The organism is Streptosporangium sp. NPDC049248, assembly GCF_040678965.1.
GTDB lineage: Bacteria > Actinomycetota > Actinomycetes > Streptosporangiales > Streptosporangiaceae > Streptosporangium > Streptosporangium fukuiense.
The window spans coordinates 16,518-42,794 of sequence record NZ_JBFAQY010000022.1; the positions used below are offsets into that span (position 1 = coordinate 16,518).

A 26,277-nucleotide genomic window follows, 5' to 3' on the forward strand; every position below is an offset into this window, starting at 1 on the left:
ACATCAGCCTGGCACGGGGCCGGACATGGCAGACACGGGGGAACGCGGGAGGCGGTCGTTAGCGACTCTTACGGTTGTGCCCGGCAGGTGCGCGTGATCGGCCCACCGGGCCGGCGGTCCTCAGAGGGCCATCATCCGGCCCGGGGAGGTGGACGGTTTCTCGCGGACGGCCCCGATGGCCGCCCGCTCCGCCGACGCCTTCCTCTCCACCTCGTCGTTCCCCGTCGCCCTGGCGGACGCGATGGAACGCCCCAGGTGGGTCACAGCCTGCTCGGTCTCGCCGAGGAGCAGCAGGGAGCGGGCCAGGCCGAGCAGCAGGTACGGTTCGGCGACGACCACCTGCGCGGCGCGCGCGCAGTCGAGGCCGGCCTCGAAGGAGGCCCTGGCCGCCGCGGCGTCCCCCAGGTCGAGGTGAACGCCGCCCAGTCTCTCGTGCACGGCCGTCTCCTGATACAGGTTGCCGTCCCTGCGGCACTTGAACAGGGCCTCGTCCAGCATGGCCAGTGCCTGCTCGAACCGGCGCAGGCCGTGGTACCCAGAACCGATCATGGTGAGCGCGTAGTGCTCACCTGACCTGTGCCCGATCGCGTCCGCGACCTCCCGCTGTTTCTCGGCGCAGCCGATGCACTTCTCGTAGCAGCCGAGTTCGAGATAGTTCATGGCGAGATTGCCCAGCGCCTTCTGCTCACCGTGCCGCTCGGAGAGCCGGCGGCACAGGATCAGGTGCTGCCGGAAGTGGTGCAGGGCCTCTTCGAGACGGCCGACCATGTTCAGCGCGAGGCCCACGAGGCTGTGCGCCCCCGCCTCCAGCCGGTGATCCTCCAGCCGCTGCCCGGCCGCGAGGGTCCGCCGGCTGATCGTGAGGAGGCGAGCGGGAAGGCCGGCGTGGTGGAGGTGCCAGAAGAGCGCGAAGACCAGGGCGACACCGAGACGCGAGGTCCGCTCCCGGGGAGCGGACATCGCCTGGAAGGCGGCGGACAGGAGATTGGCCTGTTCCCGGTTCAGCCACTCGTGGGCCTCCTGGTAGGAGCCGAGCGGAAGAGGGCCGGCACCGAGATCGACGTCCGCCGACTCCGCGCGAGGGTAGCGGGCCAGCTTCACGGCCAGCCGGGTGGTCCCGACATAGAAGCTCAGCGCCCGGTCCAGCATGGCGTCGCGATCCGTCTCCGTCTCCTCGCGGGCGACCTGCTCGCCTGCGAACAGCCGGATCAGGTCGTGCGGCCGGTACCTTCCCGGCTCGTCCTCCTCCAGCAGGTGCGCGTCGACCAGTCGTTCCATCGCGCGCTCCGCGGTGTCCGCGGGGACGTCCAGCAGGGCGCCGACGACAGGTGCCGTCACATCGGCCGTCTGCAGTACGCCGAGCGCGCGCAGCGCGCGGGCGGCCGTCCGGTCCAGGTGGTGGTCGCTGCCGGCGAGCATGTCGTGACTGACCGCGAGGCTGGACCGGACCGCGAGATCGCCCGCCGCCAGCTCTCGCAGCCGCCCCCGCTCGTCCTCCAGCCGGTTCACCAGGTCGACGACGCCCCAGCGCGGCCGGTTCGCCAGCCGGGCTCCCGCGATGCCGACGGCCAGTGGCAGGCCCCCGCAGAGGTCGATCAGGCGCGCCGTCGCCTGAACGTCCTCGGCGACCCGCTCCTCCCCGATCAGCCTCGCGAGCATCGTGGAGGACTCGGCGCGCCGCATCCTGGAGATCGGCATACGGACACAGTCGTCGAGCAGGGTGAAGCTCTCCCGGCTGGTCGTCAGGATCGTGTTGCCCATCGGCACCGACAGCAGCGGACGGATCTGTGCCAGGTCGGCGGCGTCGTCCAGCACGACGAGGATCTGGCGGCCGTCGAGTTCGCCACGCCACAGGGCGGCGGCCTCATCGAGGTCGGCGGGAATGTCGCGCGGGGACATGCCGAGATCACGCAGGAACCTGCTGATCACCTCGATCGGTTCCAGCCGCCTCATGCCGGGCGTCGCCCCGCGCAGGTTCACGTACAGCTGCCCGTCGGGGAAACGGTCGCGGACCAGGTGCGCGGCCCGGAGCGCCAGGGTCGACTTGCCGGATCCGGGTGTCCCGGTGATCGCGACGACATGCCGGGGCGGGCGGCCGTCCCAGGGAGAGAGCAGCGTTCTGAGCCGCACGAGTTCCTCCGCGCGTCCGACGAAGTCGGTGGGGTCGCGCGGCAACTGGTGGGCCACCTTCCCCCGGGCGGCGGCGCGGTGCCGCGAATGTGAGGGCTCCCGGAGCGGGGGAACCCGTTCCGGGAGCGCGGGGAGCGTCGCCGAGGGCAGATCGAGCAGGGGATCGGCACGCAGGATCAGCTCATGGCACCTGCGGAGACTCTCGTGCGGCTGGATGCCGAACTCCTCGGCCAGCAGGTGCCGGATCTCCTGGTAGACCTTCAGCGCCTCCACCTGCCGGCCGCAGCGGTAGAGCGCGACCATGTGCAGCTCGCGGAGCCTTTCGCGCAGCGGGTGCTCACAGGTCAGGGGGGCCAGCAGGGCCGCGGCCTCCTGGGGGCGCCGGAGCAGGAGCAGCAGGTCCGCGTGCAGCTCCAGCGAGGTCAGGCGTAGTTCGTTCAACCTGTGCCGCTCGAACTCGGCGAACGGGCCGGGAATCCCGCCCAGGCACGTGCCCCGCCACAGTTCCGAGGCCCTGTTCAGGGAGTGCAGGGCGGTCTCGTACGAGTCCTTCGCGTGCGACTTCCTGGCCAGGTCAAGGCAGCGCTCGAAGACCAGGGCGTCCACCTGCTCCGGCGCGAGCCGCAGCGAGTATCCGCCCGGCACGGAGACCAGCGGCCTCGAAGGTCTCCGCGGATCCCGGTCCGGGTCCAGTGCCCGTCTCAGCCTGGACACGTATGTGTAGACGCTCTGTTCCGCCGTCTTCGGCGGCCTCTCGCCCCATACTCCGTCGATCAGCCGGTCCCTGGTGACCGGCTGTCCCGCGTTGATCGCCAGGATGCAGAGGACGGCCTGCTGCCTGGGCTCTCCCAGATCGAGTTCGAGTGAACCCCTCCGGCCGGTCACCGGTCCCAGAACGTCGACACCGAGTCCCTCCGCGGCGCCGGTGGTGGTAATGGCTTCCGTCTCGTCCACCAGGCCTCCACACGCGGTTGGGCATGACACAGCGAAGTCGAGGAGAACGACCTTATCTGACAAGTTCGCGGCGCGGAGTTCCCGCTGATCGCCTAGACGATCCCTGCCTTGGCGATGCGGACCCCGGCCTGGAATCTGCTCTGCGCTCCGAACCGCTCCATCGCGGTGGCCATGTGGCGGCGTACGGTGCGGGAGGTCAGGCCGAGATGGCGGGCGATCACCTCGTCCGTCAGGCCCTCCGCGGACATCCTTAGAACGGTCCTTTCCTGGTCCGTCAGCGAGGAGAGCGGCTCCCGCTCGCGGAGGCGTGGCTCGGCCTGTGACCAGACGCGCTCGAACAGCTCTCCCAGCAACGTGACCAGCGCGGGGGCGCGCACCACCGCCATCCGGGAGGTGTGGCCGGTCATGGCGACGCGGCCGTCGACCATCAGGAATCTCTCGGAGATCAGCGGATCGACCCTCAGTTCCACCGACTCGGGGAAACCGGCCGCTCCGGACGGTGAGTCGACGACGACCCTCGTCCGCACGCCAGGTGGAATGACGGCCGAATTGAAGATGCGAGAAAACGCGACGCCGGTTCTGGGATTGGGCAGGAGAACGGCCACGCTGCGCCTCGCGGACGAGCAGAGGGCGTTGATATCGGGGCGTATCTGGTCTCTCCCCTCTGCCGAAGGAGGGGGCAGGAAAGAATGGGTCATGTGCCCCCCGCGAACTGCGCTTGACCGAACACCCGCGTGTTCCTCCCGGCAGGTGACGCCGCCCTCGGATCGGACTCCGATGGATTTCCGAGGTGATTCGCGATGCGGAAGGGGAGGCGTGTGACACGTGTGCCGGATCCGCCGTCGTACGCGCGCGAGGAAGGGGCGTCCATCGATCGTCCCTCCGTCCTGTCGTTCCGGTCCGCGATGACGAGAGAGGCGCCAGGAAAGGGATTCTCAGACCGGAGGTCCGGAGCAACAGAATCCCGGCCGGTGGTCCTCGCCGGATCTTTCTGGAATTCCCGCCCTCCGACTGTCGCAGGCGGTCCTAGAGATCATCTAGAGATGCCCGGGGGGCGGGCCGCACGGGTCCGAGCAGGAGGTCGGGATCCGGGGGGCGAGGCGAGGGCGGGCCGTCCGGTGACCTTCCTTCGGCCGGGCCGCGCTCGCGGCCTCACCCGGGGGTGCTTTTCCCCGCCTGAAGCAGACAGGCCGCTCCCTCTTCGGGGAAGCCGGCTGACCGGTTTAGGACATTGACTTGATAGCGGATTAGTTCAATGTATTTCTAGAGTAATGGCTGGTTCAAAAGCGGGGGGTCGAGAGACGCGGTCGGTGACACGGAGGCCGGTGACAAAGGGGCCGTGAGCCGACAAGTCCGCGGGCCGGTCGGCGGCATGGGCGGTCGGCTCGAATTCCGCGAGCCGACCGGCCCGCGGACCGGTCGGCGATGAAAGGCGGGCGGAAAGGCATGGCCGATGAGAGGGGGCGGGTGGGCGCCGTCGCCCCCCTCGGTTCGAGCCGTGACCTGCAATAAAATCTATACGTATGTAATGGGATCTATATGTAGGTGTTGCCTGCGGCCGGGATCCTCCGTGAAGGGTGACGCTCTTCCACGGAAGGGTTCTGGATCCCGGCTCCGCCGCTACCCGCGGGTCCCGTCTCGCGGAGCGCGCACGCCGGAGGCCTGCACGCTCACGCCGGTGCGGGCCGCACCGGCTCCGCCGGGGTGGAGTGGCTCGCCGGCTGGAAGCTCTCCACGAGGGCGGGAGGGGTTCTTTCCGTTCCCTGTCCTTACGGCGGGCTGAGCCGTCGCTCAGTCCGGGTAGCCCCAGCCCAGGTGGGACTGGGCGGCGCTCGTCTGCAAAGAATACTTACCGGTGTCCTTCAGGGGGGCAGACGAATCAGCACTCGCGGTCGTAGCATTGCCAGTGACGGCAAAAGCAGCCGTAAATAGCATGGCGAGGGCAGACAAGGCAAGACGTCGGCGCACGGGGAGACTCCTGTCGTAGGTTCTGCTGCTCAAATGATATCTTTCAAGGGGTAACGTGACTGGTCAAGACTTGGTGGGGCAGCGCATCAAAACCGTCCGCCGGCAACGTGGTTTTTCCCAGGCGCAGCTCGCCCATCCAGAACTGTCGGACAGTTACGTATCTCTCATCGAGAGTGGCAAGCGTACTCCGACCCCCGCGGTGCTGGAGCTGCTGGCCGAAAAACTCGACTGTTCCCTTACATATTTGATCAATGGTGTCACGGCCGAGCAGATGCAGGAGATCGAGCTCGCGCTCAGCTACGCGCAGCTGGCCATGGACAACGGCGAGGTCGTCGAGGCTCGCACCCGTTACGCCGAACTCCTCGCCGACAGCGGACTGGCGGGCCTGCCCCAGCTGCGGCAGGACGCCGAGTACGGCCTGGCCCTCTCGACCGAGGCCTGCGGCGATCTGGAGCAGGCGATCGTCCTGCTCAACGGGCTGCGCGAGGGTGACGAGGCGGCCCTGAGCCCCGAGCGTCACGTCGCGGTCGCGGTCGCGCTCTCGCGCTGTTACCGGGAGAGCGGGGACCTGGCCCGGGCGGTGCAGGTCCCCGAGGAGATCCTCACCGGCGCGGTCCGGCCGGCCTGGACGGACGGCCTGATGCGGTTGGGCGGCCAGCTGCTCGCGGCCTACATCGAGCGCGGCGACCTGCTCCGGGCGCGTCACTTCTCCGCCGAGATGATCGCCGCCGCCGAGCTCCTCGCCAGCCCGCAGGCGCTCACCCTGGCGCACTGGGGCGCCGCGATCGTCGCGGTCGAGAGCGGCCACGCCGACGAGGCGGTCACGCAGGCCGAGCGTGCCCTGGCCATCCAGTCCGAGTACGGTGACGCCCGAAGGCTGGCCCGGCTGCGCGGCGACTACGCCCAGGTCCTGCTGATCGTGCGGCCCATGGAGGCCGAGGCCTGGCGTGACGTGCTGTTGAAGGTGGAGAAGGAACTGGCGGAGAGCTCTGCCAGCTCGATAGACAAGATGCGCTGCGCGATGAACCTCGTCCGGGCGGAGCTGCTGCTCGCCCAGCCCGAACGGGCCGAGGAGCGCATGCGCTTCGTCTGCGATCTGCTCGACGGCATGCCGAAGGTCATGCAGGCGGAGGCCCGCCTGCTGCACGGTGAGACCCTGGCGGAGCTGGGCCTGCAGGAGCAGGCCTCGCAGGAACTGCTCGCCGGGACTGAGTGCCTGGAGCAGGCGCCGGAGACCCGCTTCACCGCCCATGCCTGGCTGACCGCGGCCCGGGTCCTGGAACGTATCGACGAGCCGGACCGGAGCGTCGACGCCTACCGGCGGGCGCTGGCCGGCGTCGGGCTGTAGGAGGGGCGGAGGACCCGCGCCGAAGCCGGATCGGACAGGGGGGTCGAGACCGCGTGGTCACGTGGGTAGCCTTGGGGTTGCCATGAAGACTTCCCCTGTCGCGGTCGCCCTCGCGCTTCTCGCCGCCCTCGTGCTCGGCACGGCCTTCGCCTCGCCGGCCTTCGCCCATGACCGGCTCAAGAGCAGTGACCCCGCCAAGGGCGCCAAGGTCGAGAGCCTGGAGGAGGTGAAGCTGACGTTCACCGCCTCGGTGCGCTTCCCGAACGTCGTCGTACGTTCCGGGGACGAGAACCACCAGGACGGCAAACCCGTCCTCGACGGCGCGGTGGTGACCCAGAAGGTCAAGGAGGATCTCCCTCCGGGTGACTACGTCATCGCGTATCGCGTCGTCTCCTCCGACGGCCACCCGATAGAGGGGGAGATCCCCTTCACCCTGCTCGGTTCCGCCTCCCCGTCGGAATCGGCGTCGCCGTCCGCCACCGCCGCCGAGTCCCCGGCGGTGGCCGAGAGCCCGGTCACCGCGGAGACCTCGGCAGAGAACGCGCCGGCCGCCGCGCTCAGCCCGGCAGCCGCGGTCGGCGACGAGGAGCCCGGCTCCTCGCAGGGCGTGCCCGGCTGGATGTGGATCGTCGTCGGCGGCGTGACCGGCATCGGCATCGGCATGTTCCTCAGCGTGCGCAACAAGAAGCGGCCATGAGCGGGCCCGCGCGCTCCGCGCAGGCGGCGCGGAGCGAGACGCCGGGGAACAGCCGGGCGGTGAGGCTCGCCCTGGCGGCCGCGGTGGCGGCCGCCGCCGCCCTGGTGATCGCGATGATCGCCGGAGGCGCCGCGACCCCGCGCATCATCCCCGGCCTGCCCGACCAGGGAACCTTCACCCGCTGGGGACTGCCGCTGGCGAAGCTGACGATGGACGCGGCGGGCGTGCTCACCGTCGGCGTGCTCCTGGCCGCCACGGTCCTGCTCCCCAACGACAAGGGTCTGCTGGGCAAACCCGCGCTCGGCTACGTCAAGGCCGCCTCCTGGGTCGCGCTCGTCTGGGCCGGGGCCGCCGCCGCCACGATGGTGTTCAGCCTCTCCGAGGCGCTCGGGCTGCCGGTGGCCGACGTGCTCGGCGGCAACGAGCTCACCAGCTTCGCCAGCCAGGTCTCCCAGGGCATCGCGCTGACCCTGGTCGTGCTCTTCTCGGTCGCGATCGCGCTCTTCGCCCGAGGGGCGATCACCGCCGGCGCGTCCGGCGGCCTGCTCGTCCTCGCCCTGGTCACCCTGCTCCCGCCCGCGCTGACCGGCCACTCCGCCTCCTCGCCCAACCATGACCTGGCCACCACCGGTGTCGCGCTGCACCTCGTCGTCCTCGCGCTCTGGGTGGGTGGCCTCGGCGTGCTCTGCGCGCACGCGCTGCGCCGGCAGCCGTACCTGGAGATCGCCGCCGCCCGCTTCTCGGCCCTGGCACTGTGGTGCTTCGTCGGGGTGGGACTGTCCGGCCTGTTCAGCGTCCTGGCCAGGCTCACCTCGGTCTCCGAGCTCTTCACCTCCGCCTACGGCCTGCTGCTGCTGGCCAAGACCGCCGCGTTCGCGCTGCTCGGCGTCGTCGGCTGGTGGCACCGCAAGCGGACCCTGCCGTCGCTCGCCGCGGGCGGCCCCGGCACCTTCGTCCGCTTCGCCACCGGTGAGATCGTCGTCATGTTCGCGGCCATCGGGCTGGCCGTCGCGCTCTCCCGCACCGCGCCGCCCCCGGCGGTGCTGCCCGTCGACAGGGCCTTCGAGGTGCTCGGCTACACCATGCCGCCGGAGATCTCGCTGGCCAACCTGGCCTCGCTGTGGTGGTTCGACCTGTTCTCCGGCACGGTCATCGCGCTGCTGGCCGGCCTCTACCTCGCCGGTGTCGTACGGCTCACCCGGCGTGGCGACTCCTGGTCCAAGGGGCGTACGGCCGCCTGGTTCACCGGTGTGCTGATCCTGCTGGTCGCCACCCAGAGCGGCGTCGCCCGCTACGCCAAGGTGCTGTTCAGCGTGCACATGGCCGAGCACATGACGCTGTCGATGATGGTGCCGATCTTCCTGGTGCTCGGCGCGCCCGTCACCCTGGCCCTGCGTGCTCTCAAGCCCGCCGCCCGCAGGGGCGACCGAGGGCCGCGCGAGTGGCTGACCACGATCCTGCACAGTAGGTACGTCCGCTTCGTCACCCATCCGGCGATCGCTACCACGATCTTCATCGTCTCCACCTACGCGTTGTACTTCACACCGCTGTTCGCCGCCGCGATGGAGGAGCACCTCGGCCACATCGTGATGACCGTGCACTTCCTGGTCAGCGGCTCCCTGTTCTTCTGGGTGATCATCGGTATCGACCCCGCTCCCTACCAGCTGCCGCACGTGGCCCGGCTCCTCCTGCTGTTCGTGACCATGCCGTTCCACGCCTTCTTCGGCATCGCGCTGATGAGCATGACCACCGTGCTGGCCTCCGACTGGTACGACCAGCTGGGCAGGACGTGGGGCGCCTCCGCCGTCGAGGACCAGCAGACCGGCGGAGCCATCGCCTGGGGGTTCGGCGAGATCCCGACGCTCGTCGTGCTCCTCGCACTGGCCTTCCAGTGGTGGCGCGCCGACGACCGCAGAGCCCGCCGGGCCGACCGCCGCGCCGACGCCGCCGCGGCCCGGACCGGCGGCAGCGGCGACGCCAAACTCGACGCCTACAATGAGTACCTGGCCAAACTCAATAAGCGCGACGGCGTGAAATAGCCGGACGGCCACGGCCTGCTATCTTCCAGCCCTCTCACCGGCACCTCCCGGTAGCCTGGTGTTTCAGGGGGCTCGTGCTCACCGCAGCGGGCGCAGCGCTTCGTCATCGCGCGCCACGCCCAGTCACATATTCGGTCGGGGGGCCGGTGGCTGCAACGTGCATCAGGAAGGTTGAGCAGTGTCCGAGGAACTGCGCGTACGTGAGGGCCGGAGTCGTAGCCTGGCCCAGGCCCTTGAGGGGCATCTCACCGAATGGTCCGAGCGCACCGGGACCACCGTCGAGATCTGGGCGCTGCCCGCCGGCGAGGTTCCGGCCGCGATCACCAAGGCCGTGATGGCCACGCTCGGGGAGGCGCTCACCAACGTCGAGCGGCACAGCGGCGCACGGGTCGTGGCCGTCGCCGTCACCCTCGGCCCCAGTGGCCTGCGCATGACGGTGAGCGACAACGGTGTCGGCTTCTTCGGGCGGGCCGAGGGCCGGGGCGTCACCGCCATGCACGCCCACTTCGACCAGGTCGGCGGCACGCTCAGCGTCAACGGCGTTCCCGGCGAGGGAACCACGGTCAGCGGAGTGGTGCCCCGCCAGGACTAGGCGGCACGAAAGGCGCGGCGCCGGGCGAGCTCCGCTAGGGCAGGGTCAGGATCTCGTGGCCGGTCTCGGTCACCAGAATGGTGTGCTCGAACTGGGCGGTCCGCTTGCGATCCTTGGTGACGGCGGTCCAGCCGTCGGGCCAGACGTCGTAGTCGATGGTGCCGAGCGTCAGCATGGGCTCGATCGTGAACGTCATGCCCGGCTCCAGCGTGACCGCCAGTGACGGGTCGTCGTAGTGCGGGACGATCAGGCCCGAGTGGAACGTGGTGCCGATGCCGTGGCCGGTGAAGTCACGGACCACGCCGTAACCGAACCGCTTGGCGTAGGCCTCGATCACGCGACCGGCCACGTTGAGCTGCCGGCCGGGAGCGATGGCCTTGATGGCCCGGTTGGTGGCCTCACGGGTGCGCTCGACCAGCAGCCGTGACTCCTCGTCGACGTCGCCGACCAGGAAGGTGGCGTCGGTGTCGCCGTGCACGCCCCCGATGAAGGCGGTGATGTCGACGTTGACGATGTCGCCGTCGCGCAGCACGGTGTCGTCGGGGATGCCGTGGCAGATCACCTCGTTGATCGAGGTGCACAGCGACTTGGGATATCCCCGGTAGCCGAGCGTGCTGGGATACGCCCCCCGCTCGCAGAGGAACTCGTGGCCGATCCGGTCGAGCTCGTCGGTGGTGACGCCGGGCGCCACGTGCCTACCGACCTCTTCGAGCGCCTGAGCCGCCAGCTTGCCCGCGATCCGCATCCGCTCGATGATCTCGGGGGTCTTGACGTCGGACTCCCCGGTCTTCGGGGACTTCTTCCCGACGTACTCCGGCCGCTGGATGTGAGAGGGAACCTTGCGGAGGGGAGAGATCCGCCCGGGCTGGAGCAGTGTCGTCATGGTTGCACAGTCTAGTTGCGCTTCCCACTGGGCAGGATTGCCGCATGACTGACCAATGGTGGTTCTGCCTGAAGCACATGGCCGTCGAACCCGACGAGGGTTGCCCGAACAAGGACCGGATGGGGCCGTACCCGACGCGCGAGGCCGCGGCCAACGCGCTGAAGACCGCGGCCGATCGGAACGAGGACTGGAAGAAGGAGGACCAGGCATGGGAGGACGACGACTGAGGACGGAGCGTGGCCGGTACGCCTAGTCGGTGACCTGCGGGCCGCTGACCCGATCCAGCAGCCTGGCCAGGCGGTCACGCAGGGTGGGGCGCCGTTCGACCTCGCCCGCGGCCATGCTCACCAGGTGCTGTGCCCCGTCGAAGGAGAACGGCGCCCGTTCGGGGACCGTCAACGCGTCGTGGGCCAGGCCGGTAAGGTCCGTGTCACCGCCGTCCAGGGCCAGGATCGTGGTGCCGGTCCTGCGGGCGTCGCTCACCCGCTCCAGCAGCGCCTCGGGGGCGCGCTCCTCGGCGACCACGAACAGGGTCTCGCCCCGCCCGGCCTGCCGGATCCGTTCCAGCCCGACCCGCAGGTGCGCGGGCGCGCCGGGGGCGGGTGCCCAGCGGACCAGCGTCGGGGAGAGCTGGGGCAGCCCGGAGAGCCTGGCCTCGTCGCTCAGGTGCGCGGTCAGGTGCCAGGGCTCCTCCTCGGGCGTGCCGACCACCAGCAGGCCGCCGACCGAGCGGGTCGCGCGCAGGGCGAGGCCCAGCTCGCGGGTCCGCTCGATCCAGCCCGTCGAAGCCAGGATCTCGCGCAGCAGTGTCACCGACCCAGCGTCCATGGGCACCATCGTGCACCAGCCCCCCCGCAATGATCCTGGGAATGCGCCCCTGAGAGGATTCGGGACAGACGTTATGGTCGATGAAGTCCGATCTTGAGGGTCGGGGATGATGAGGAGCGGTGAGTGAGCACTGATAGTCCGGACGTGGGCGGAATCTCGATCGGGATCCTGGGCGGGACCGGGGACCAGGGCAAGGGGTTGGCGCGGCGGTTCGCCCTCGCCGGGCACAGCGTGCTGATCGGCTCACGCAGCGCCGAGCGGGCGCAGGCGGCGGCGGCGAGCATCGGCGGATCGGTGCGCGGCGCCGACAACCCGACCGTGGCGGCCGAGGCCGACGTGGTGATCGTGGCCATTCCCTGGGACGGGCACCGCTCCACGCTGGAGTCCCTCCGCACCGAGCTGGCCGGAAAGATCGTCATTGACTGCGTCAACCCGCTCGGCTTCGACAAGCAGGGCGCGTACGCACTCGCGGTCGAGGAGGGCAGCGCCGCCCAGCAGGCAGCCGCGGTCCTGACCGAGAGCCGGGTCGTCGCCGCCTTCCACCATGTCTCCGCCGTCCTGCTGCTGGACCCCGAGGTCGACAAGATCGACCTGGACGTGCTCGTGCTGGGCGACGACCGCGAGGCCACCGACACCGTCCAGGCGCTGGCGGGCCGCATCCCCGGCATGCGCGGCGTGTACGGCGGCCGCCTGCGCAACGCCCACCAGGTTGAGGCGATGACCGCCAACTTCATCTCGATCAACCGCCGCTACAAGGCCCACGCCGGCCTGCGCGTCACCGACATCTAGGTCATCTGACGATTTCGGCTGCCCGGAGGTCTGTGCCGCCGGGGGGTGGGGAAGGCCGTCCGGCGCCGGTCCCGATCGGCGTTCTCGATGTTCACAGACGTCAGACCCGGCCTCCTCGGCGGTCCCGGCGGTGCCGGCCCTGTCGCGCGCCGGTGCTCGTCAGGTGGTCGCGCGCGGCCGCCTGGCGATCTCCTCGGCGAAGGAACGGCGCCGGGCATCCGGGACCGTCACGGTGCTCTTTCCGGTGCCCTGGGCCGGGGTGATCTGTGCTTTTGATGACGAACATCGCACCAGTCAGATCTGACAAACGGCCTGTTAACCGGACATTCTTATCTCATGACTGATTTTCGCCCGGAGACCCGCACCGTCCACCTTCCCCAGCCGCAGCTGAACGGCAGCCGCCCCATCGCGGTGCCGCTCTACCAGACCTCCGGCTTCGTCTTCGAGGACCCGGCCGTCTTCGCCGACGGGATGGGCCGTCCGGACGGGGCCTTCGTCTACGGGCGCCTGTCGAACCCGACGGTCCGCTCCCTGGAGGAGGCCGTCGCCGGTCTGGAGGGCGGTGTCGGGGCCGTGGCCACCGGTTCCGGAATGGGGGCCGTCAACTCGGTGCTGCTCGCGCTGCTGGAGCCCGGTGATCACCTGATCGCGCAGCAGGCGCTCTACGGCGGCACCGCCTCGATGATCAACGACCTGGAGCGGCGCTTCCGGATCTCGGTCTCCTACGTTCCCGGGGACGACCCGGCGGCGCTGCGCGCGGCCGTGCGGCCGGAGACGAAACTGGTCTACCTGGAGACCATCGCCAACCCGGTGACCCAGGTCGCCGACCTGCCGGGCATGTGCGCGGCGGCACGCGAGGCCGGAGTCGTCTCCGTGGTCGACAACACCTTCGCCTCACCGATCCTGTGCCGGCCGCTGGAGCACGGGGCCGACATCGTGGTGCACTCCACGACCAAGTACCTGAGCGGGCACACCGACGTGCTCGGCGGGATCGCCGTCTTCGCCGCGGAGGAGCTGTACCGCAGGGTGTGGGCCTTCAACGTCAAGCTGGGCGCCACCGCGGACCCGTTCGCCGCCTGGCTCACCCTGCGCGGCATCCAGACACTGCCGCTGCGGATGGAGCGCCACTGCTTCAACACCCGCGAGCTGGCCACCCGGCTGAACGACCACCCCGCGGTCTCCGTCGTGCACTGGCCGGGCCTGCCCTCGCATCCCTCGTACGGGCTGGCGGCCAAGCTCCTGCCCGACTTCGGGGGTGTCTTCTCGTTCGACCTGGTCGGTGGCCGGGCGGCGGGCGAGCGGTTCATGAGCTCGGTGCGGCTGGCCCTGCTGGCCCCCTCTCTCGGCGGTGTCGAGACGCTCATCCTGCACCCCGCGACCACCTCCCACCGCTCCCTGACGGCCGAGGAGCTCGCCCGGCACGGGATCGGTGAGGGCACCGTACGGGTGGCGGTCGGCATCGAGCACATCGAGGACCTGTGGGCCGACTTCGAGCAGGCGCTCGCCTGAAGGATCCACGGTGTCTCCTAGACTGCGGCGCGGGGCCGCCGGAAGGACGGGGCGGCCGCTTTCCGAGCCGCTTCGCGGAAAGGGGGCGCGCGTGAGCGTGTCGATCGGGGACGTGCGGCGGGCCGCCGAGCGCATCGCGGGGTACGTCCGGCGTACACCGGTGGTCGAGGTGTCGCCGGGGCTGTTCTTCAAGCTGGAGGGATTGCAGCACTCTGGGTCGTTCAAGGCGCGAGGAGGTTTCAACCGCGCCCTGTCCGGCGGGAAGATCCCCGAGGCCGGGCTGATCGCGGCGAGCGGGGGCAACCACGGCCTGGCGGTGGCGTACGTGGCGCGGAGTCTCGGCGTCCAGGCGGAGATCTTCGTGCCCACGGTGTCCAGCCCGGTGAAGGTGGCCGGGTTGCGCGCGCTGGGCGCGCGGGTGACCCAGGTCGGTGCCGTCTACGCCGACGCCTACGAGGCGTCCGTGAAGCGCGCGGCCGAGACCGGTGCCCTGGACGTGCACGCCTACGACCAGGCGGAGGTGGTCGCGGGGCAGGGCACGGTCGGCCTGGAGATCCTTGAGCAGACCGGGGGAGTCGACACGGTCCTCGTCGCGGTCGGCGGCGGCGGGCTCGTCGCCGGGATCACCGTCGCGCTCGACGGCCAGGCCCGGGTGGTCGCCGTCGAGCCCGAGCTCATCCCGACCCTGCACCGGGCGCTGGAGGCCGGCCGGCCGGTCGGGGTCGAGGTCGCGGGGGTGGGGGCCGACGCCCTGGGCGCGAGCCGGGCGGGCGAGATCGCCTGTGAGATCACGGGCACGGCGGGGATACGGAGCCTGCTGGTCTCCGAGGAGGCCATCGTCGAGGCGCGGCGCGAGATGTGGCGGGAGCACCGGATCGCCGCCGAGCACGCCGGCGCCACCGCGTACGCGGCCCTGCTGTCCGGTGCCTACACCCCGGCCGAAGGGGAGCGGGTGGCCGTGGTCGTGTGCGGTGCCAACACCGACCCCGCCACGCTCGTCTGAACGCCCCGGCGCCGCCAGGGTTTCCTGGGACGCCGGGGCTCGGAATCGTCAGCTGTAGCTGTGCTCGGGAGCGGGGAAGGCGCCGGTCGACACCTCGTCGGCGAAGCTGCGCACCGCCCGGTCCATCTCGTGGGCCAGGTCGAAGTACTTCTTGACGAACTTGGCCGGGCTCGCGGTCAGGCCCATCAGGTCCTGCCAGACGAGGACCTGCGCGTCGGTGCCGGGCCCGGCACCGATGCCGATCGTCGGGATCGACAGGGACGAGGTGACCCGCTCGGCCAGCTCGGCGGGAACACACTCCAGGACCACGGCGAACGCTCCGGCGTACTCCAGGTCCTTGGCGTCGGCCATCAGCTCGTCACCCGACTGGCCGCGGCCCTGCACCCGGTAGCCGCCGAGCGCGTTGACCGACTGGGGGGTCAGGCCCAGATGGGCCATCACCGGGATGCCCGCCGAGACCAGCGCCTCGACCTGGGGGAGCACCCGCCGCCCGCCCTCAAGCTTGATCGCGTGGGCGCCGGCCTCCTTCATGAACCGGGCGGCCGTCTCCAGGGCCTGCTGGGGAGAGGACTGGTAGGAGCCGAACGGCAGGTCGGCCACGACCATCGCGCGGGAGGAGCCGCGTACCACGGCCGCGGTCAGCGGCATGAGATCGTCCACCGACACCGGCAGCGTCGAGTCGTAGCCGTACACGACCATGGCGGCCGAGTCGCCGACGAGCAGCACGGGAATGCCGGCCTCGTCGAAGACCCTGGCGGTCATCGCGTCGTAGGCGGTGACCATCGGCCACCGCTCGCCGCGCTCCTTGGCGCCGGCGATGTCGCGCACGGTGATCCTTCGCCCGGCCTTGCCGCCGTACAGAGGGGTCGGCCGGCTGGGGAGAGAGGAAGAGGACATGGGACCTCCAGTGAAGTCTCGAGGCGCCCCTGATGGCGTCCCCGGACGGTTCCGATGATTGCACGCGTTCGGCAGGTTCAACAGACCCGGTCGGTTCGGTAATCCGACGGTGGGGGTCCGGGTGGCCTACCACACACCCGCGCGGTAAATCCGGTGGCGGACATGTCGGGGGCATACGGCACAATGCTGACGGAGGTAAGTAATCACAATGGCTGTAGAACCTTACCGCCGCCTGCTGGCACTGCCGGGCGTGCGGTCGTTGTTGCTGGTGGGGCTGCTCGCCCGCATTCCCTCGACCGCGGTCGCCATCACGCTGACGATGCATGTCGTCGACCCCGGCGGTCTCGGCCTCGGCTTCGGCGCGGCCGGTCTGGTGACCATGGCGAGCACCGTGGGCATGGCCGTCGGCTCACCTCTGGCGGGCAGGTTCGTCGACAGGCACGGCCTGCGCCCGGTGCTGGCGGTGACCACGCTCGCCCAGCTCGTCTTCTGGTCCACCGCGTGGGCGATGCCGTTCCCGGTGCTGCTCGTCGCCGCGGTGCCCGCGGGGCTTCTCGCCCTCCCGGTGTTCAGCGTGATCAGGCAGTGCCTCACGGCGCTGGTCCCGGTCGACCAGCGCAGGATGGGTTTCTCCCTCGACTCCATAATCGTGGAGCTCTCCTACATGGCCGGCCCCGCCCTGGCGATCGCGGGGGTGACCTCCCTCGGCAGCGTCCCCACCATGGTCCTCGTCGCGGCCGGTCTGGTCGGCTCGGGGACGGCGCTGATCGTGCTGAACCCGCCCATCCGCTCGGCCGAGGAACTCCGTGAGCCGGCGACGAAGGTCGCGCGCCGCCAGTGGCTCACCCCGGGCATGCTCGGACTGCTCGGCACCGTCGTCGCGGCGGCCTTCGTGCTGGCCGCCACCGAGCTGTCCCTGGTGGCGACCATGAAACAGGACGGCGACACCGCGTGGATCGGGCTGGCGATCGCCCTGTGGTGCGCCTACTCGCTGACCGGCGGCTTCGTGTACGGCATGCTGCCCCGTGGGCGCTCGCCGCTGGTCCTGATCGGAGCCATGGGGGTGCTCACCATTCCCGTCGGGCTGGTCGGCGGCGACTGGTACTGGCTGGTCCTGGCCCTGCTGCCGGCGGGCGTGCTGTGCGCTCCCGCGCTGTCCTCCTCGATCGACACCGTGAGCCGCCGGGTTCCCGCGAAGGCCCGCGGTGAGGCGATGGGGCTGCACGGCACGGCGCTACTGATCGGCAGCGCCTCCGCGGCGCCCATCGCGGGCGTGATCATCGACGGCCCCGGTCCGGGCTGGGCCTTCGCCGCCGCGGGGCTGGGCTGCGTGCTGATGGTCGGAGTCGCCCTGCCGTTCTGGCGGCACACCGAGAGCTCGGTGAAGGAGCCGCTCCCGGTCGCGGCCTGAACCCCTGCCCCGGCCGGCGTCGCCCTTGCCGGGGCCGCCCCCTGGCCAGGTCCGGCTCCCGCCCGGCCTGGCCAGGGGGCGTTGCCTGTTTGGCCACGGCAGTCTGCCTTGCCGGTTCGTCGCCAAATGTCAGCACATGTCCTGATAAATACGAAACGACACGGTTGCGTATCGAAAAAGACGGCGCTACGGTGGTGTTTCGAAACTCATACGTATCGAAAAACGGGGCCTTCGTGGAACAACAGCTTGGTCACCCGAGACGGTGGCAGATCCTGGGAGTGCTGGTCTTCAGCCTCCTGGCGGTCGTGCTCGACAACACCATCCTCAACGTCGCGCTGAAGACGATCGCCGATCCGAAGGTGGGTCTGGGAGCCAGCCAGAGCCAGCTGGAATGGGCGATCAACTCGTACACGCTCGTCTTCGCGGGCCTGCTGTTCACCTTCGGGGTGATCGGCGACCGTACCGGCCGCAGGCGCATGCTCATGGTGGGCATGGTCCTGTTCGGTCTGGCCTCGCTGGCCAGCGCCTACGCCCAGGACCCCATGCAGCTGATCGTCGCCCGGGCGTTCATGGGCATCGGCGGTGCCGCGATCATGCCGGCCACGCTGGCCATCATCTCCAACGTCTTCCCCCCGCAGGAGCGCGGCAAGGCGATCGGCGTCTGGGCCGGCGGCGTGGGGCTGGCCGTGGCGGTCGGGCCGATCACCGGCGGCCTGCTCATCGAGCACTTCTGGTGGGGGTCGGTCTTCCTGATCAACCTGCCGATCGTGCTGGTCAGCATGGTGCTGATCGGCCTGGTCGTACCCGAGTCGCGTGACCCGCGCCCGTCCAGGCTCGACCCGGTCGGCGTGATCCTCTCCGTCGTCGGTCTGGTCGCCCTCACCTACGGCATCATCCGGGGAGGCGAGCTGGCCACGGTCGCCAGCGCGGAGGTGCTCATCCCGACGATCCTCGGCATCGCCGTGCTCGGCGCCTTCGTCTGGTACGAGCGCCGCATCGACCACCCGGCCTTCGACGTCCGCTACTTCCGCGACCCGCGCTTCGCCACCGCGGTCGGCATGGTCGGCATCGTGTTCTTCGCGATGATGGGCGCGATGTTCTTCCTGGTCTTCTACCTGCAGATCGTGCTGGGCTTCAGCCCGCTGCAGGCGGGCGCCCTGATGATCCCCTTCGCCGCCGCTCAGCTGATCTTCGCCCCGCTCAGCCAGCAGATGGCCACGCGCTTCGGCGGCAGGCTGACCGCCACCGTCAGCATGGTCATCGTGGCCGGCGCGCTGGCCTCCTACTCACTGATGGACCAGCACACCCCGATCCTCCTGCTGGAGGTCGTGTTCTTCGTCCAGGGCGCGGCGATGGCCAACATCATGCCTCCGGCGACGACCGCGATCATGGAGGCGCTCCCCAGGGAGAAGGCGGGCGTCGGTTCGGCCATGAGCAACACCGTCCGCCAGGTGGCCGGCGCGCTCGGGGTCGCGCTGCTCGGCTCGCTGCTCTCGGCCACCTACCGAGACCAGATCGCCCCCGCGCTGACCGGTCTGCCCGATCAGCTCAGGCACGTCGCCGGGGAGTCGCTGACCGGAACGCTCGGCGTGGCCCAGGGGCTCGGCGGGCGGGGTGCGGCGCTGATCGAACCGGCGAAGCTGGCCTTCGTCGAGGGCATGCACATCACCGCCCTCGTCTCCGCGGCCATCGCGCTGGTGGGAGCCCTGGTGGTGCTCAGGTGGCTGCCCGGCACTCCTTCCGAGGCGCCCGTCCCGCGGGGTATCGATCGCGAGAAGGAACCGGCAGTAGTGTAGGGGTGCGATGACGACCACCGACGAGACCCAGATGGCCGATACCCGGACAGCCCAGGCTCAGACGACCCGTCCCGCGGGCCGTCCCCGCAGCGCCAGGGCGGAGAGGGCCATCATCGAGGCGACCCTGGACCTGGTCGGGGAGAGCAGCGGCCTCTCCGAACTGTCGATCGAGGGCATCGCCGCTCGCGCGGGGGTCGGCAAGACCACCATCTACCGGCGCTGGTCCAGCAAGGAGGACCTGCTCGTTGACGCGCTGGCGACCCTCAAGAGGCCGTTTCCCGCGCCGGGGGGCGTCTCGGTCCGTGAGGATCTGATCACCTACATGCGGGTCTTCCAGCAGGACGCGTGCGACACGCGCAACCGCTGCGTGATGAACATCGCGATGAACGAGGCCGAGCGGCACCCGCGCCTGGTGGAACGCATCCGTCAGGCGACCATCGAGCCGCGCAGGGCGGCGATCGCCGCCCTGCTGCGGCGCGGCATCGCCACCGGCGAGCTCCGGGCCGACCTCGACGTTCGCATCGCGATGGCGACAGTGGTCGGCGCCGTCATGTGGTATATCCGCACCGAGGGCCCGGAAGAGAACGGCGAACTCCCCGCCGACCTGGCCGAACGGATCGCCGACCAACTCCTGGCCGGCCTCGGCCCCGGCTGAGACTCACCGCGGCCCCGCCTCGCCCGGTGAGACACGGTGAGGCACGCAGAGAGACACACGGTGCCGGGCCGGACCTCCGCCCTCCCGCACGCGTTCTCCAGTCCCGCCGCGCCGGCGTCCGGCCGGTCGCGAAGGGGACACGGCCGCGGGCCGGGACCGCGGGAGGTCCCGGTCAGCCGGCGGTCTCGCGCCAGCGGTTGGTGATGGGGAGGCGGCGGTCGCGGCCGAAGTTCTTGGGAGTGATCTTGGGGCCCGGAGGATACTGGCGGCGCTTGTACTCGGCCAGGTCGACCAGGCGGATCACCCGGGCGACCAGCGCGGGATCATGTCCGGCGGCGATCAGCTCGGCCGAGCCCATGTCCCTCTCGACGTAGTCGCCCAGCAGCCGGTCCAGGACCCCGTACTCGGGAAGGGAGTCGGTGTCGCGCTGGTCGGGGCGGAGTTCCGCGCTGGGCTCCTTCTCGATCGAGTTCTCCGGGATCGGCGGCACCGCGAAGGGGTGCAGGAACTCGCCCGAGCGGCCCGCCTGGGCGTTGCGCCAGCGCGACAGCTCCCAGACCAGGGTCTTGAGCACGTCCTTGATGGGCGCGAAGCCACCCGCGGAGTCGCCGTAGAGGGTGGAGTAGCCGGTGGCCAGTTCGCTCTTGTTGCCGGTGGTGAGGACGAGGTGGCCGTGCTGGTTGGACAGGCTCATCAGGAGCATGCCGCGCACCCGGGCCTGGAGGTTCTCCGCGGCCAGGCCGGAGAGCTCGATCTCCTTCTCGAAGCCGCTGACGATGTCGGCGATCGGCACGGTGTGAGCGTTGATCCCCTGCCGGTCGACCAGTTCCTGGGCGTCGCTCAGCGAGTGGTCGGAGGAGTAGCGGGAGGGCATCAGCACCGCGTGCACCCGGTCGGGGCCGAGGGCGTCGGAGGCGATCGTGGCGGTCAGCGCCGAGTCGATGCCGCCGGACAGGCCCAGGATGACCGACTCGAAGCCGTTCTTGGCGACGTAGTCGCGGACCGCGAGGACCAGCGCCGAGTAGATCTCGGCGGTGTCGTCGAGCTGCTCGGCGAGCGTGGGGGGCTCCGGCTCGTACGGCTCCAGGGGGCGGGGCGACACCTCCAGCCGCTCCACCGTGATCACGCTGTTGTCCCCGGCGTCCACCTGGAACTCCCCGAGCCCCCCGTACCTGGCCTCGGGCAGCTCCAGGTCCGTGACCAGCAGTTCCTCGGAGAAGCGCGCCGCGCGCGCGATGAGCTCGCCGGAGGCGGAGACGACGAGCGAGTCGCCGTCGAAGACCAGCTCGTCCTGGCCGCCGACCTGGTTGACGTAGGCGAGGGCGCAACCGGCCTCGCGGGCACGCCTGGCCACCAGCGCCAGCCGTACGTCGTCCTTCTCCTTCTCGTACGGCGAGGCGTTCGGCACCACCAGCAGCCCGGCTCCGGCCTCGGCCGCCACGGCGACGGGGCCGCCCTCCTGCCAGAGGTCCTCGCAGACCGCGATCGCCACGTCGACGCCGTGCAGCCGGAAGATCGGCAGCCGGTCGCCGCGGACGAAGTAGCGGTACTCGTCGAAGACGCCGTAGTTGGGCAGGTGGTGCTTGGCGGTCTTGACGACCACCCGGCCCCGGTGGAGCAGTGCCGCCGCGTCGAGCGGGGCGCCCTTGGGCTGGCCGACCCGCGGGGCGAGATTCGCGCGGTCCACGTAGCCGGCGACGACCGGGATCTCGCCGAGTCCCGCCTCGTCCAGCCGTCGCGCGGCCTCCTCGATCGCGGAGATCGACGCCTCCACGAACGAGGTGCGCAACACCAGGTCCTCGGCGGGATAGCCGGTCAGGAACATCTCGGTGAAGACGACCAGGTGCGCGCCGCGGTCCGCGGCGCGCCGGGTCCACTCGACGAGCCTGTCGGTGTTGGCGGCCAGGTCACCGACGGCGGGATTGCTCTGGGCCAGGGCGATACGGAGTTGAGCCACACGCCCATCCTATTGGGACGTACCACGGGATCACCGTTCAGGTGATCTCTCCGGGCGCGCTTTGCCCATATCTCCTGCTATATCGGGATGAAAGGTGCGGTCCAGATCCGGGGACCGTCCGGGAAGCCGGTGAGGTGCGGCGAGAACGGCACGTTCCGGGTTCCGCCGGCCGGTTGCCCGTCGGCCGGCGTCCGATGTCGCCGTCCGGCGGGCAGCACGTGGGCCGTCAAGAGGCGTCAGTCGAGAACCCCGACCAGCCCGAGGTTCCTCGCCCCCGCCGGCTCGGTCACCCGCTGCAGCTCCTTGCCCGCGCGGGAGAGGATCACGATCGTGTTGGCGGTCGTGCCCCTGACACGGACCGCCAGGCGGCCGTCGCGCAGGTAACGCGCGCCGAGCAGCCGCCCCTTGACCGGGATGGCGACCTTCGCCCCGGTCCTGGTGTCGTAGATCGACGGGGAGAACGACAGCGGCCAGGAACCGTCACCGCCCGGGGCGTTCGCGCCGATGGCGTTGACCACCACCCTGCGGCCGTCGGGTGACAGGCTCTCCACGTGGTTGGCGAGCTTGATGCCGGGGCTGCGGCTGGAGACACGCCTTCCGGTGTCCAGGAGGTAGACGCCGTTGACGTCGCCCGCGTACCCGGCGAGAGTCCTGCCGTCGGCCGACCAGGTCAGGTGGCAGGGACCGAGGGTCTTGCCGGCGTTGACCGAGCCCTTGCCGTCGGCGCCGACCACGGCCACGGTGGTGGCCTCGGCCGTGCCCCGCACCGGGTAGGCGAGCCGCTTGCCGTCGGCGGTCCAGGCGGGGGTCAGGCAGGGACCGCCGTAGGCGGCGTTCTTGGCGATCACCTTGTCCCCGGTGGCCGACTTGACGTGCAGCCTGCTCTTGTCGTCGATCCAGGCGACTTTGCCGCCGCCGGGCGCGACCGCGAACTGGCCGGCGAAGGCCCCGCCTCCGGCGGTCAGGCGGCTCCAGCCTCCCCGGTGGGTCAGCGCCTCGACCCCGTTGCCGGTGTGGCGGAAGTAGACGGCGCCCGCCACGGGGGCCGTCCGGGGTGAGGCCACCGCGGGGGTGGCGGTGGCAGACACGGCGAGTGCGGCGCCGGCGGCCAGTGCCCAGTACTTCAAGGAGATCTCCTCGGGTCGATTCCTTAACGGAGTTAGAGTCCCGAGAGTGACAGAAGGTTTACCGGCGGTCGGCCGTGATCGGCAGCACGGCCTCCACGACCGTGCCGCCGCCGGGTGCCGCCTCGATCACGCAGGTCCCGCCCAGCTCGGCGGCGCGCTCGCGCATGGAGAGCAGTCCGACTCCCGAGCGGGGGCCGGCGGGCAGCCCGTGCCCGTCGTCCTGGACACGCACCACCAGTGACTCCCCGCGCCGCAGCGAGATGGTCGCGGAGCTGGCCCTCGCGTGCTTGCGGACGTTGGTGAGCCCCTCCTGCGCGATGCGGTAGGCGGCCACCTCGGCCGCCGCGGGCAGGTCCGACAGGTTGCCCTCGGTCTCCACGGCGACCCTCGGTGTGCCCTCCTGGGCGAGGGCCCGCACGGCCCCCGCCAGGCCCAGATCGTCGAGGGTGGGCGGCCGCAGGCCGTACACCAGTTCCCTGATCTCCTCGCTGACCGCGTCCATGCCGGCGCGCAGCTCCGCCAGGAGCCGGTCGGCGGAGTCGGGGGCGGTGCGCAGGCTGATCCTGGCCATGTTGATGACCATCGCCATGTCGGTCAGCGCGTGGCCGAGCCCGTCGTGCAGGTCCCTGCGCAGACGGCGGCGCTCCTCCTCGCGGGCGGTGAGGATACGCTCCCGGGAGTGCTGCAGGTCGGCGGTCATTCGCGCCGCGTGCACCACGTCGGCGACGTACGGCGTGGCCACCGCGATCAGGCGGTCGTTGTGCGCGGCGGCGAACCTGCGGGGGCCGGGGGAGCCCAGCAGCAGCAGCCCGACCGGCTCGCCGTGCCAGACCAGTGGTACACCGCGTGGCGCCGGGCCCAGCAGACCGACCTGTATCTGCCTGGCGCCGGGCCCGTACACCTCGACCGCGACCCCGGTGACGCTCAGCCCGTCCTTGACCGCCGCGGCGACGGCGGCGAGCGCGTTGGTCGGTTCGGTCTCGCGGACCTCCCTGGCCAGGCGCGCGGCGAACGCCCGCGGATCGCCGTGCGTGCCGTACATGAGCCGGTCCACCAGGCCTCTGAGCCTGCGCCGGAGCGGATGGAAGATCATTCCGGCGAGCAGGGCCGCGATCAGGCCGCCGATCCGGTCGTATCCCCACAGGGCCAGCCCGGCGACCGCGCCGACCGCGTAGATGACGCTGACCGCGGCGATCAACCCGGCGGCGACGAAGGCGCGGCTGACCACGGTGTCGATGCCGTAGAGCCGGTAGCGCAGCACCGAGAAGGTGATGGCCACCGGGATCAGCCCGGTCCAGAATGTGGCGGCCGGCCACCAGTCGGATCCGGCGAGCAGGCAGGCGACGTAGAAGGCGAACGCGAAGAGCGGCCAGGCGATCTGCCGGCGCAGTACGGAGCCGGCCCGCCGGAAGCGCAACACCAGGGAGACCAGCGCCAGTAACGCGAGAACCGATATCAGGAGGGCGAACGCCTGGCGCAGGGCCATGCTGTAGGGGGCCGTGGCCTCCAGCGCGAGCGGGTTGGGAATGATCCGCGGCCAGGGGTAGCTCGCCTGATCGGGTTTCGGGCGGGTGAGGTCGAGCAGCGTGGCGATCACCGCCACGACCGCGCTGATCGCCACCATCGGCCGCCAGCGCCGGGAGGGCAGCCTGCCGTCGGGGGAGTAGAGCGGGAGTGTGACCGCCAGCAGGATCCCGCCGACCTGGTGGCCGATGACCATGGGCCAGCGGAGGTAGCCGGCCATGTCCATGTCTCCCGCCGCGGCGAAGGCGAACATCACCGACTCGGAGAAGATGTCGATCGCGCACAGCAGGCCGCCCACGCACATCAGCCATGCCGTGGCCGGACGCGCGCGGTGGACCAGCAGGAAGGCGCCCACCACGGGGAACATCAGCCCCGCCATCAGCTGGGGCGTGCCGTTCGCCTCCGGGTGCCACTCGGGCGGCACGTCGAGGCGGAGCACGACCCCGCCGACGATGAGTCCCACGGAGAGGGCGGCCATCGCCACGGCGGCGAGCCGCCGTGGCGAGCGCAGCAGAGTGCCCGCGAGCGGCACGGCGGGCCCGGCGGGTACCGTGAGCGCGTCGACGGCCCGTCTGGGCACGTCGCCGACACCGTCGAGCACCCGGCCGTGCTCCCGTGCCCGCGGGTGCATCGCTATCTGCCCACGTCTCCGGGGTTGACCAGCCCGGACTCGTACGCGGTGACGACGAGCTGGGCCCGGTCGAACAGCCCGAGGTGGTCCAGCAGCTTGACCACCGACTGTGAGACCGACCGCTCGGAGACCGCGAGGGTCGCCGCGATCTGCCGGTTGGTCAGCCCTCTGGCGACCAGCTTCATCAGGTCGAGGTCCGCGTCGCCGAGACCGGCGAGGCCGGGCGGCGCGGACGGGTTGGTGCGCCCGGCGAAGGCCGCGATCAGGCGGGTGGTGACGGCGGGGTCGATCAGCGCGTCCCCGGCCTGCGCGGCTCGTATCGCGGTGATGAGCTGCTCGGGCGCCGACGTCTTGAGGACGAACCCGCTCACCCCCGCGCGCAGCGCCGCGTAGAGGTTGTCGTCCGTGCCGAAGGTGGTCATCATGACGACCTTCGGCGGTGCCTCGTCGGCCAGTATCCGCCGCGCGGCGGTCAGCCCGTCCAGCCTGGGCATCTGGATGTCCATCAGCACCAGGTCCGGAGCGGTCTCCCGGACCACGGCGATCGCCTGCTCGCCGTTCTCCGCCTCCCCGACGAGCTCGAAGCCGGGCTCGCTGTCCAGCACCACGCGCAGGCCGGTGCGGACCAGGGCCTGGTCGTCCACCACCACGATTCGCAGCCCGGGCAGCGCCCGCGCCCGCTCATCGGTGGCCGGCGGGCGTGGTGCCGCCGGTTCCGCCGGGCGCGCGGCGACCGGCTCCGCGGGCGGGTCGAGGTGAACGGCCTGGGCCAGCATGTCGGACTCCAGGCGCTGCAGGGCGGCGCCGAGGTCGAGGCCGAGCTCGTCGCGGAGCATCCCCCTGGCCCGTCGGAGCGCTCCCAGCGCGTCCCCCTGCCTGCCGTTGCGGTACAGGGCCAGCGCGAGCAGCCGCCAGGCCTCCTCTCGCAGCGGGTGCGCCGAGGCGTGCGCCTCCAGGTCGGCGACCAGGGCACCGGAGTGACCGAGGAGGAGTCCCGCGTCGGCGCGGCGTTCGACCGCGATCAGCCGCAGCTCCTCCAGCCGGCCCGCCTCGGTCACCGCCCACGGCAGGTCGGAGAACTCGGCCAGGGCCGGGCCACGCCAGAGTGCGAGGGCGGTCTCCAGCCGACTCCACACCTCGGCGGGCTCGCCACCGGCCTTGACCGCGTTCTCGAACATCCAGGAGTCCACCTGGTCCGCTGAGGCGCGCAGCGCGTAGCCCGGCGGGGCGGAGACCAGTACCTCGGCCTCCTCCCGCGGCGCGCGGCCGGGTTCCAGGGCACGCCGCAGCCGCGACACGTATCCCTGGATGGTCGACAGGGCCTGGGTCGGAGGTTCACCCGGCCACAGCTCGTCGATCAGCATGGTCACCGGGACGGCGCGGCCACCGGCTACGAGGAGCCGGGCCAGCACCGCCATCTGGCGCTGGCCGCCGAGATCGAGCAGTGCGCCGTTGTGGCGCGCCTGGAACGGTCCGAGAGCACGAAATGTCAGCATTGCAGGCGTAAGGGTAGAGCTACCTGGGCCAACGTCATAGGGC

The 26,277-nt window shown here is 70.8% G+C and carries 21 protein-coding genes; 12 read left to right on the forward strand and 9 right to left on the reverse strand.

Annotated elements, in window-relative coordinates; all coding sequences use genetic code 11:
* Positions 1 to 120: 120 nt before the first annotated feature.
* Positions 121 to 3,084: a BTAD domain-containing putative transcriptional regulator gene (locus tag AB0K21_RS31305; protein ID WP_364155296.1), complete on the reverse strand. Its 2,964-nt coding sequence runs from the start codon at positions 3,082 to 3,084 to the stop codon at positions 121 to 123.
* A 92-nt stretch (positions 3,085 to 3,176) separates the two neighbouring features.
* Positions 3,177 to 3,611, reverse strand: a complete 435-nt coding sequence (locus tag AB0K21_RS31310; protein ID WP_343963969.1) for a helix-turn-helix transcriptional regulator — start codon at positions 3,609 to 3,611, stop codon at positions 3,177 to 3,179.
* A gap of 1,496 nt (positions 3,612 to 5,107) precedes the next feature.
* On the opposite strand from AB0K21_RS31310, the gene AB0K21_RS31315 reads away from it, so the two are divergent.
* From AB0K21_RS31315 to AB0K21_RS31330, 4 genes are all read left to right on the forward strand, one after another.
* Entirely contained in the window at positions 5,108 to 6,400 is a 1,293-nt protein-coding gene (locus AB0K21_RS31315; protein WP_343963967.1) for a helix-turn-helix transcriptional regulator, read from the forward strand.
* An 82-nt stretch (positions 6,401 to 6,482) separates the two neighbouring features.
* Entirely contained in the window at positions 6,483 to 7,097 is a 615-nt protein-coding gene (locus tag AB0K21_RS31320; protein ID WP_343963965.1) for a copper resistance CopC family protein, read from the forward strand.
* Positions 7,094 to 9,136: a cytochrome c oxidase assembly protein gene (locus tag AB0K21_RS31325; RefSeq protein WP_364155299.1), complete on the forward strand. Its 2,043-nt coding sequence runs from the start codon at positions 7,094 to 7,096 to the stop codon at positions 9,134 to 9,136. The genes AB0K21_RS31320 and AB0K21_RS31325 overlap by 4 nt, the downstream gene beginning before the upstream one ends.
* A 178-nt stretch (positions 9,137 to 9,314) precedes the next feature.
* Positions 9,315 to 9,728 carry a hypothetical protein gene (locus tag AB0K21_RS31330; RefSeq protein WP_343963961.1) on the forward strand — a complete coding sequence of 138 codons (414 nt, stop codon included), beginning with the start codon at positions 9,315 to 9,317 and terminating at the stop codon, positions 9,726 to 9,728.
* 34 nt (positions 9,729 to 9,762) lie between these two features.
* On the opposite strand, the gene map is transcribed toward AB0K21_RS31330, so the two are convergent.
* Positions 9,763 to 10,611 (reverse strand): type I methionyl aminopeptidase, encoded by an 849-nt coding sequence (gene map, locus AB0K21_RS31335; RefSeq protein WP_343963959.1) that lies wholly within the window; start codon positions 10,609 to 10,611, stop codon positions 9,763 to 9,765.
* Between the two features lie 44 nt (positions 10,612 to 10,655).
* Here map and AB0K21_RS31340 point away from each other — a divergent pair, with 44 nt between their 5' ends.
* Positions 10,656 to 10,838 (forward strand): hypothetical protein, encoded by a 183-nt coding sequence (locus AB0K21_RS31340; RefSeq protein WP_030921218.1) that lies wholly within the window; start codon positions 10,656 to 10,658, stop codon positions 10,836 to 10,838.
* A gap of 22 nt (positions 10,839 to 10,860) precedes the next feature.
* On the opposite strand, the gene AB0K21_RS31345 is transcribed toward AB0K21_RS31340, so the two are convergent.
* The gene (locus AB0K21_RS31345) at positions 10,861 to 11,439 is read right to left on the reverse strand and encodes a hypothetical protein (RefSeq protein WP_343963956.1); all 579 of its coding nucleotides are present in this window, start codon (positions 11,437 to 11,439) and stop codon (positions 10,861 to 10,863) included.
* 123 nt (positions 11,440 to 11,562) lie between these two features.
* Between AB0K21_RS31345 and npdG the strand changes: the two genes are divergently transcribed.
* The 4 genes from npdG (at position 11,563) to AB0K21_RS31365 (ending at position 14,740) form a co-directional block, all read left to right on the forward strand.
* Positions 11,563 to 12,228 carry an NADPH-dependent F420 reductase gene (gene npdG, locus AB0K21_RS31350; RefSeq protein WP_343963954.1) on the forward strand — a complete coding sequence of 222 codons (666 nt, stop codon included), beginning with the start codon at positions 11,563 to 11,565 and terminating at the stop codon, positions 12,226 to 12,228.
* A gap of 130 nt (positions 12,229 to 12,358) precedes the next feature.
* Complete coding sequence (locus AB0K21_RS31355; RefSeq protein WP_364155302.1) at positions 12,359 to 12,532, forward strand: hypothetical protein; 174 nt, start codon at positions 12,359 to 12,361, stop codon at positions 12,530 to 12,532.
* Positions 12,533 to 12,564: 32 nt separating this feature from the next.
* The gene (locus tag AB0K21_RS31360) at positions 12,565 to 13,737 is read left to right on the forward strand and encodes an aminotransferase class I/II-fold pyridoxal phosphate-dependent enzyme (RefSeq protein ID WP_343963950.1); all 1,173 of its coding nucleotides are present in this window, start codon (positions 12,565 to 12,567) and stop codon (positions 13,735 to 13,737) included.
* Positions 13,738 to 13,828: 91 nt separating this feature from the next.
* A complete protein-coding gene (locus tag AB0K21_RS31365) occupies positions 13,829 to 14,740 on the forward strand; it encodes a threonine/serine dehydratase (protein WP_364155305.1) in 912 nt (303 codons plus the stop codon).
* 48 nt (positions 14,741 to 14,788) lie between these two features.
* Here AB0K21_RS31365 and panB read toward each other — a convergent pair whose 3' ends face one another.
* On the reverse strand, positions 14,789 to 15,637 hold the full coding sequence (panB, locus tag AB0K21_RS31370) for a 3-methyl-2-oxobutanoate hydroxymethyltransferase (protein WP_343963946.1): 849 nt from the start codon (positions 15,635 to 15,637) through the stop codon (positions 14,789 to 14,791).
* A 208-nt stretch (positions 15,638 to 15,845) separates the two neighbouring features.
* On the opposite strand from panB, the gene AB0K21_RS31375 reads away from it, so the two are divergent.
* From AB0K21_RS31375 to AB0K21_RS31385, 3 genes are all read left to right on the forward strand, one after another.
* Positions 15,846 to 17,048, forward strand: a complete 1,203-nt coding sequence (locus tag AB0K21_RS31375; protein ID WP_343963944.1) for an MFS transporter — start codon at positions 15,846 to 15,848, stop codon at positions 17,046 to 17,048.
* A 233-nt stretch (positions 17,049 to 17,281) separates the two neighbouring features.
* On the forward strand, positions 17,282 to 18,844 hold the full coding sequence (locus tag AB0K21_RS31380; RefSeq protein WP_343963943.1) for an MFS transporter: 1,563 nt from the start codon (positions 17,282 to 17,284) through the stop codon (positions 18,842 to 18,844).
* A 7-nt stretch (positions 18,845 to 18,851) separates the two neighbouring features.
* On the forward strand, positions 18,852 to 19,499 hold the full coding sequence (locus AB0K21_RS31385) for a TetR/AcrR family transcriptional regulator (RefSeq protein ID WP_364155308.1): 648 nt from the start codon (positions 18,852 to 18,854) through the stop codon (positions 19,497 to 19,499).
* Positions 19,500 to 19,671: 172 nt separating this feature from the next.
* Here AB0K21_RS31385 and AB0K21_RS31390 read toward each other — a convergent pair whose 3' ends face one another.
* The 4 genes from AB0K21_RS31390 to AB0K21_RS31405 all read right to left on the reverse strand — a co-directional run bounded on the left by AB0K21_RS31390 (position 19,672) and on the right by AB0K21_RS31405 (position 26,234).
* The gene (locus AB0K21_RS31390; RefSeq protein WP_343963940.1) at positions 19,672 to 21,456 is read right to left on the reverse strand and encodes an NAD+ synthase; all 1,785 of its coding nucleotides are present in this window, start codon (positions 21,454 to 21,456) and stop codon (positions 19,672 to 19,674) included.
* 236 nt (positions 21,457 to 21,692) lie between these two features.
* Entirely contained in the window at positions 21,693 to 22,583 is an 891-nt protein-coding gene (locus AB0K21_RS31395) for a hypothetical protein (RefSeq protein WP_343963938.1), read from the reverse strand.
* A 58-nt stretch (positions 22,584 to 22,641) separates the two neighbouring features.
* On the reverse strand, positions 22,642 to 24,738 hold the full coding sequence (locus AB0K21_RS31400; RefSeq protein ID WP_364155311.1) for a sensor histidine kinase: 2,097 nt from the start codon (positions 24,736 to 24,738) through the stop codon (positions 22,642 to 22,644).
* A gap of 2 nt (positions 24,739 to 24,740) precedes the next feature.
* The gene (locus AB0K21_RS31405) at positions 24,741 to 26,234 is read right to left on the reverse strand and encodes a BTAD domain-containing putative transcriptional regulator (protein ID WP_364155313.1); all 1,494 of its coding nucleotides are present in this window, start codon (positions 26,232 to 26,234) and stop codon (positions 24,741 to 24,743) included.
* Positions 26,235 to 26,277 lie beyond the last annotated feature (43 nt).

Coding starts and splice junctions, on each gene's coding strand:
- AB0K21_RS31320 (WP_343963965.1), top strand. CDS start 6,483: ATGAAGACTTCCCCTGTCGCGGTCGCCCTCGCGCTTCTCGCCGCCCTC.
- AB0K21_RS31325 (WP_364155299.1), top strand. CDS start 7,094: ATGAGCGGGCCCGCGCGCTCCGCGCAGGCGGCGCGGAGCGAGACGCCG.
- map (WP_343963959.1), bottom strand. CDS start 10,611: ATGACGACACTGCTCCAGCCCGGGCGGATCTCTCCCCTCCGCAAGGTT.
- AB0K21_RS31340 (WP_030921218.1), top strand. CDS start 10,656: ATGACTGACCAATGGTGGTTCTGCCTGAAGCACATGGCCGTCGAACCC.
- AB0K21_RS31345 (WP_343963956.1), bottom strand. CDS start 11,439: ATGGACGCTGGGTCGGTGACACTGCTGCGCGAGATCCTGGCTTCGACG.
- AB0K21_RS31360 (WP_343963950.1), top strand. CDS start 12,565: ATGACTGATTTTCGCCCGGAGACCCGCACCGTCCACCTTCCCCAGCCG.
- panB (WP_343963946.1), bottom strand. CDS start 15,637: ATGTCCTCTTCCTCTCTCCCCAGCCGGCCGACCCCTCTGTACGGCGGC.
- AB0K21_RS31375 (WP_343963944.1), top strand. CDS start 15,846: ATGGCTGTAGAACCTTACCGCCGCCTGCTGGCACTGCCGGGCGTGCGG.
- AB0K21_RS31385 (WP_364155308.1), top strand. CDS start 18,852: ATGACGACCACCGACGAGACCCAGATGGCCGATACCCGGACAGCCCAG.
- AB0K21_RS31400 (WP_364155311.1), bottom strand. CDS start 24,738: ATGCACCCGCGGGCACGGGAGCACGGCCGGGTGCTCGACGGTGTCGGC.
- AB0K21_RS31405 (WP_364155313.1), bottom strand. CDS start 26,234: ATGCTGACATTTCGTGCTCTCGGACCGTTCCAGGCGCGCCACAACGGC.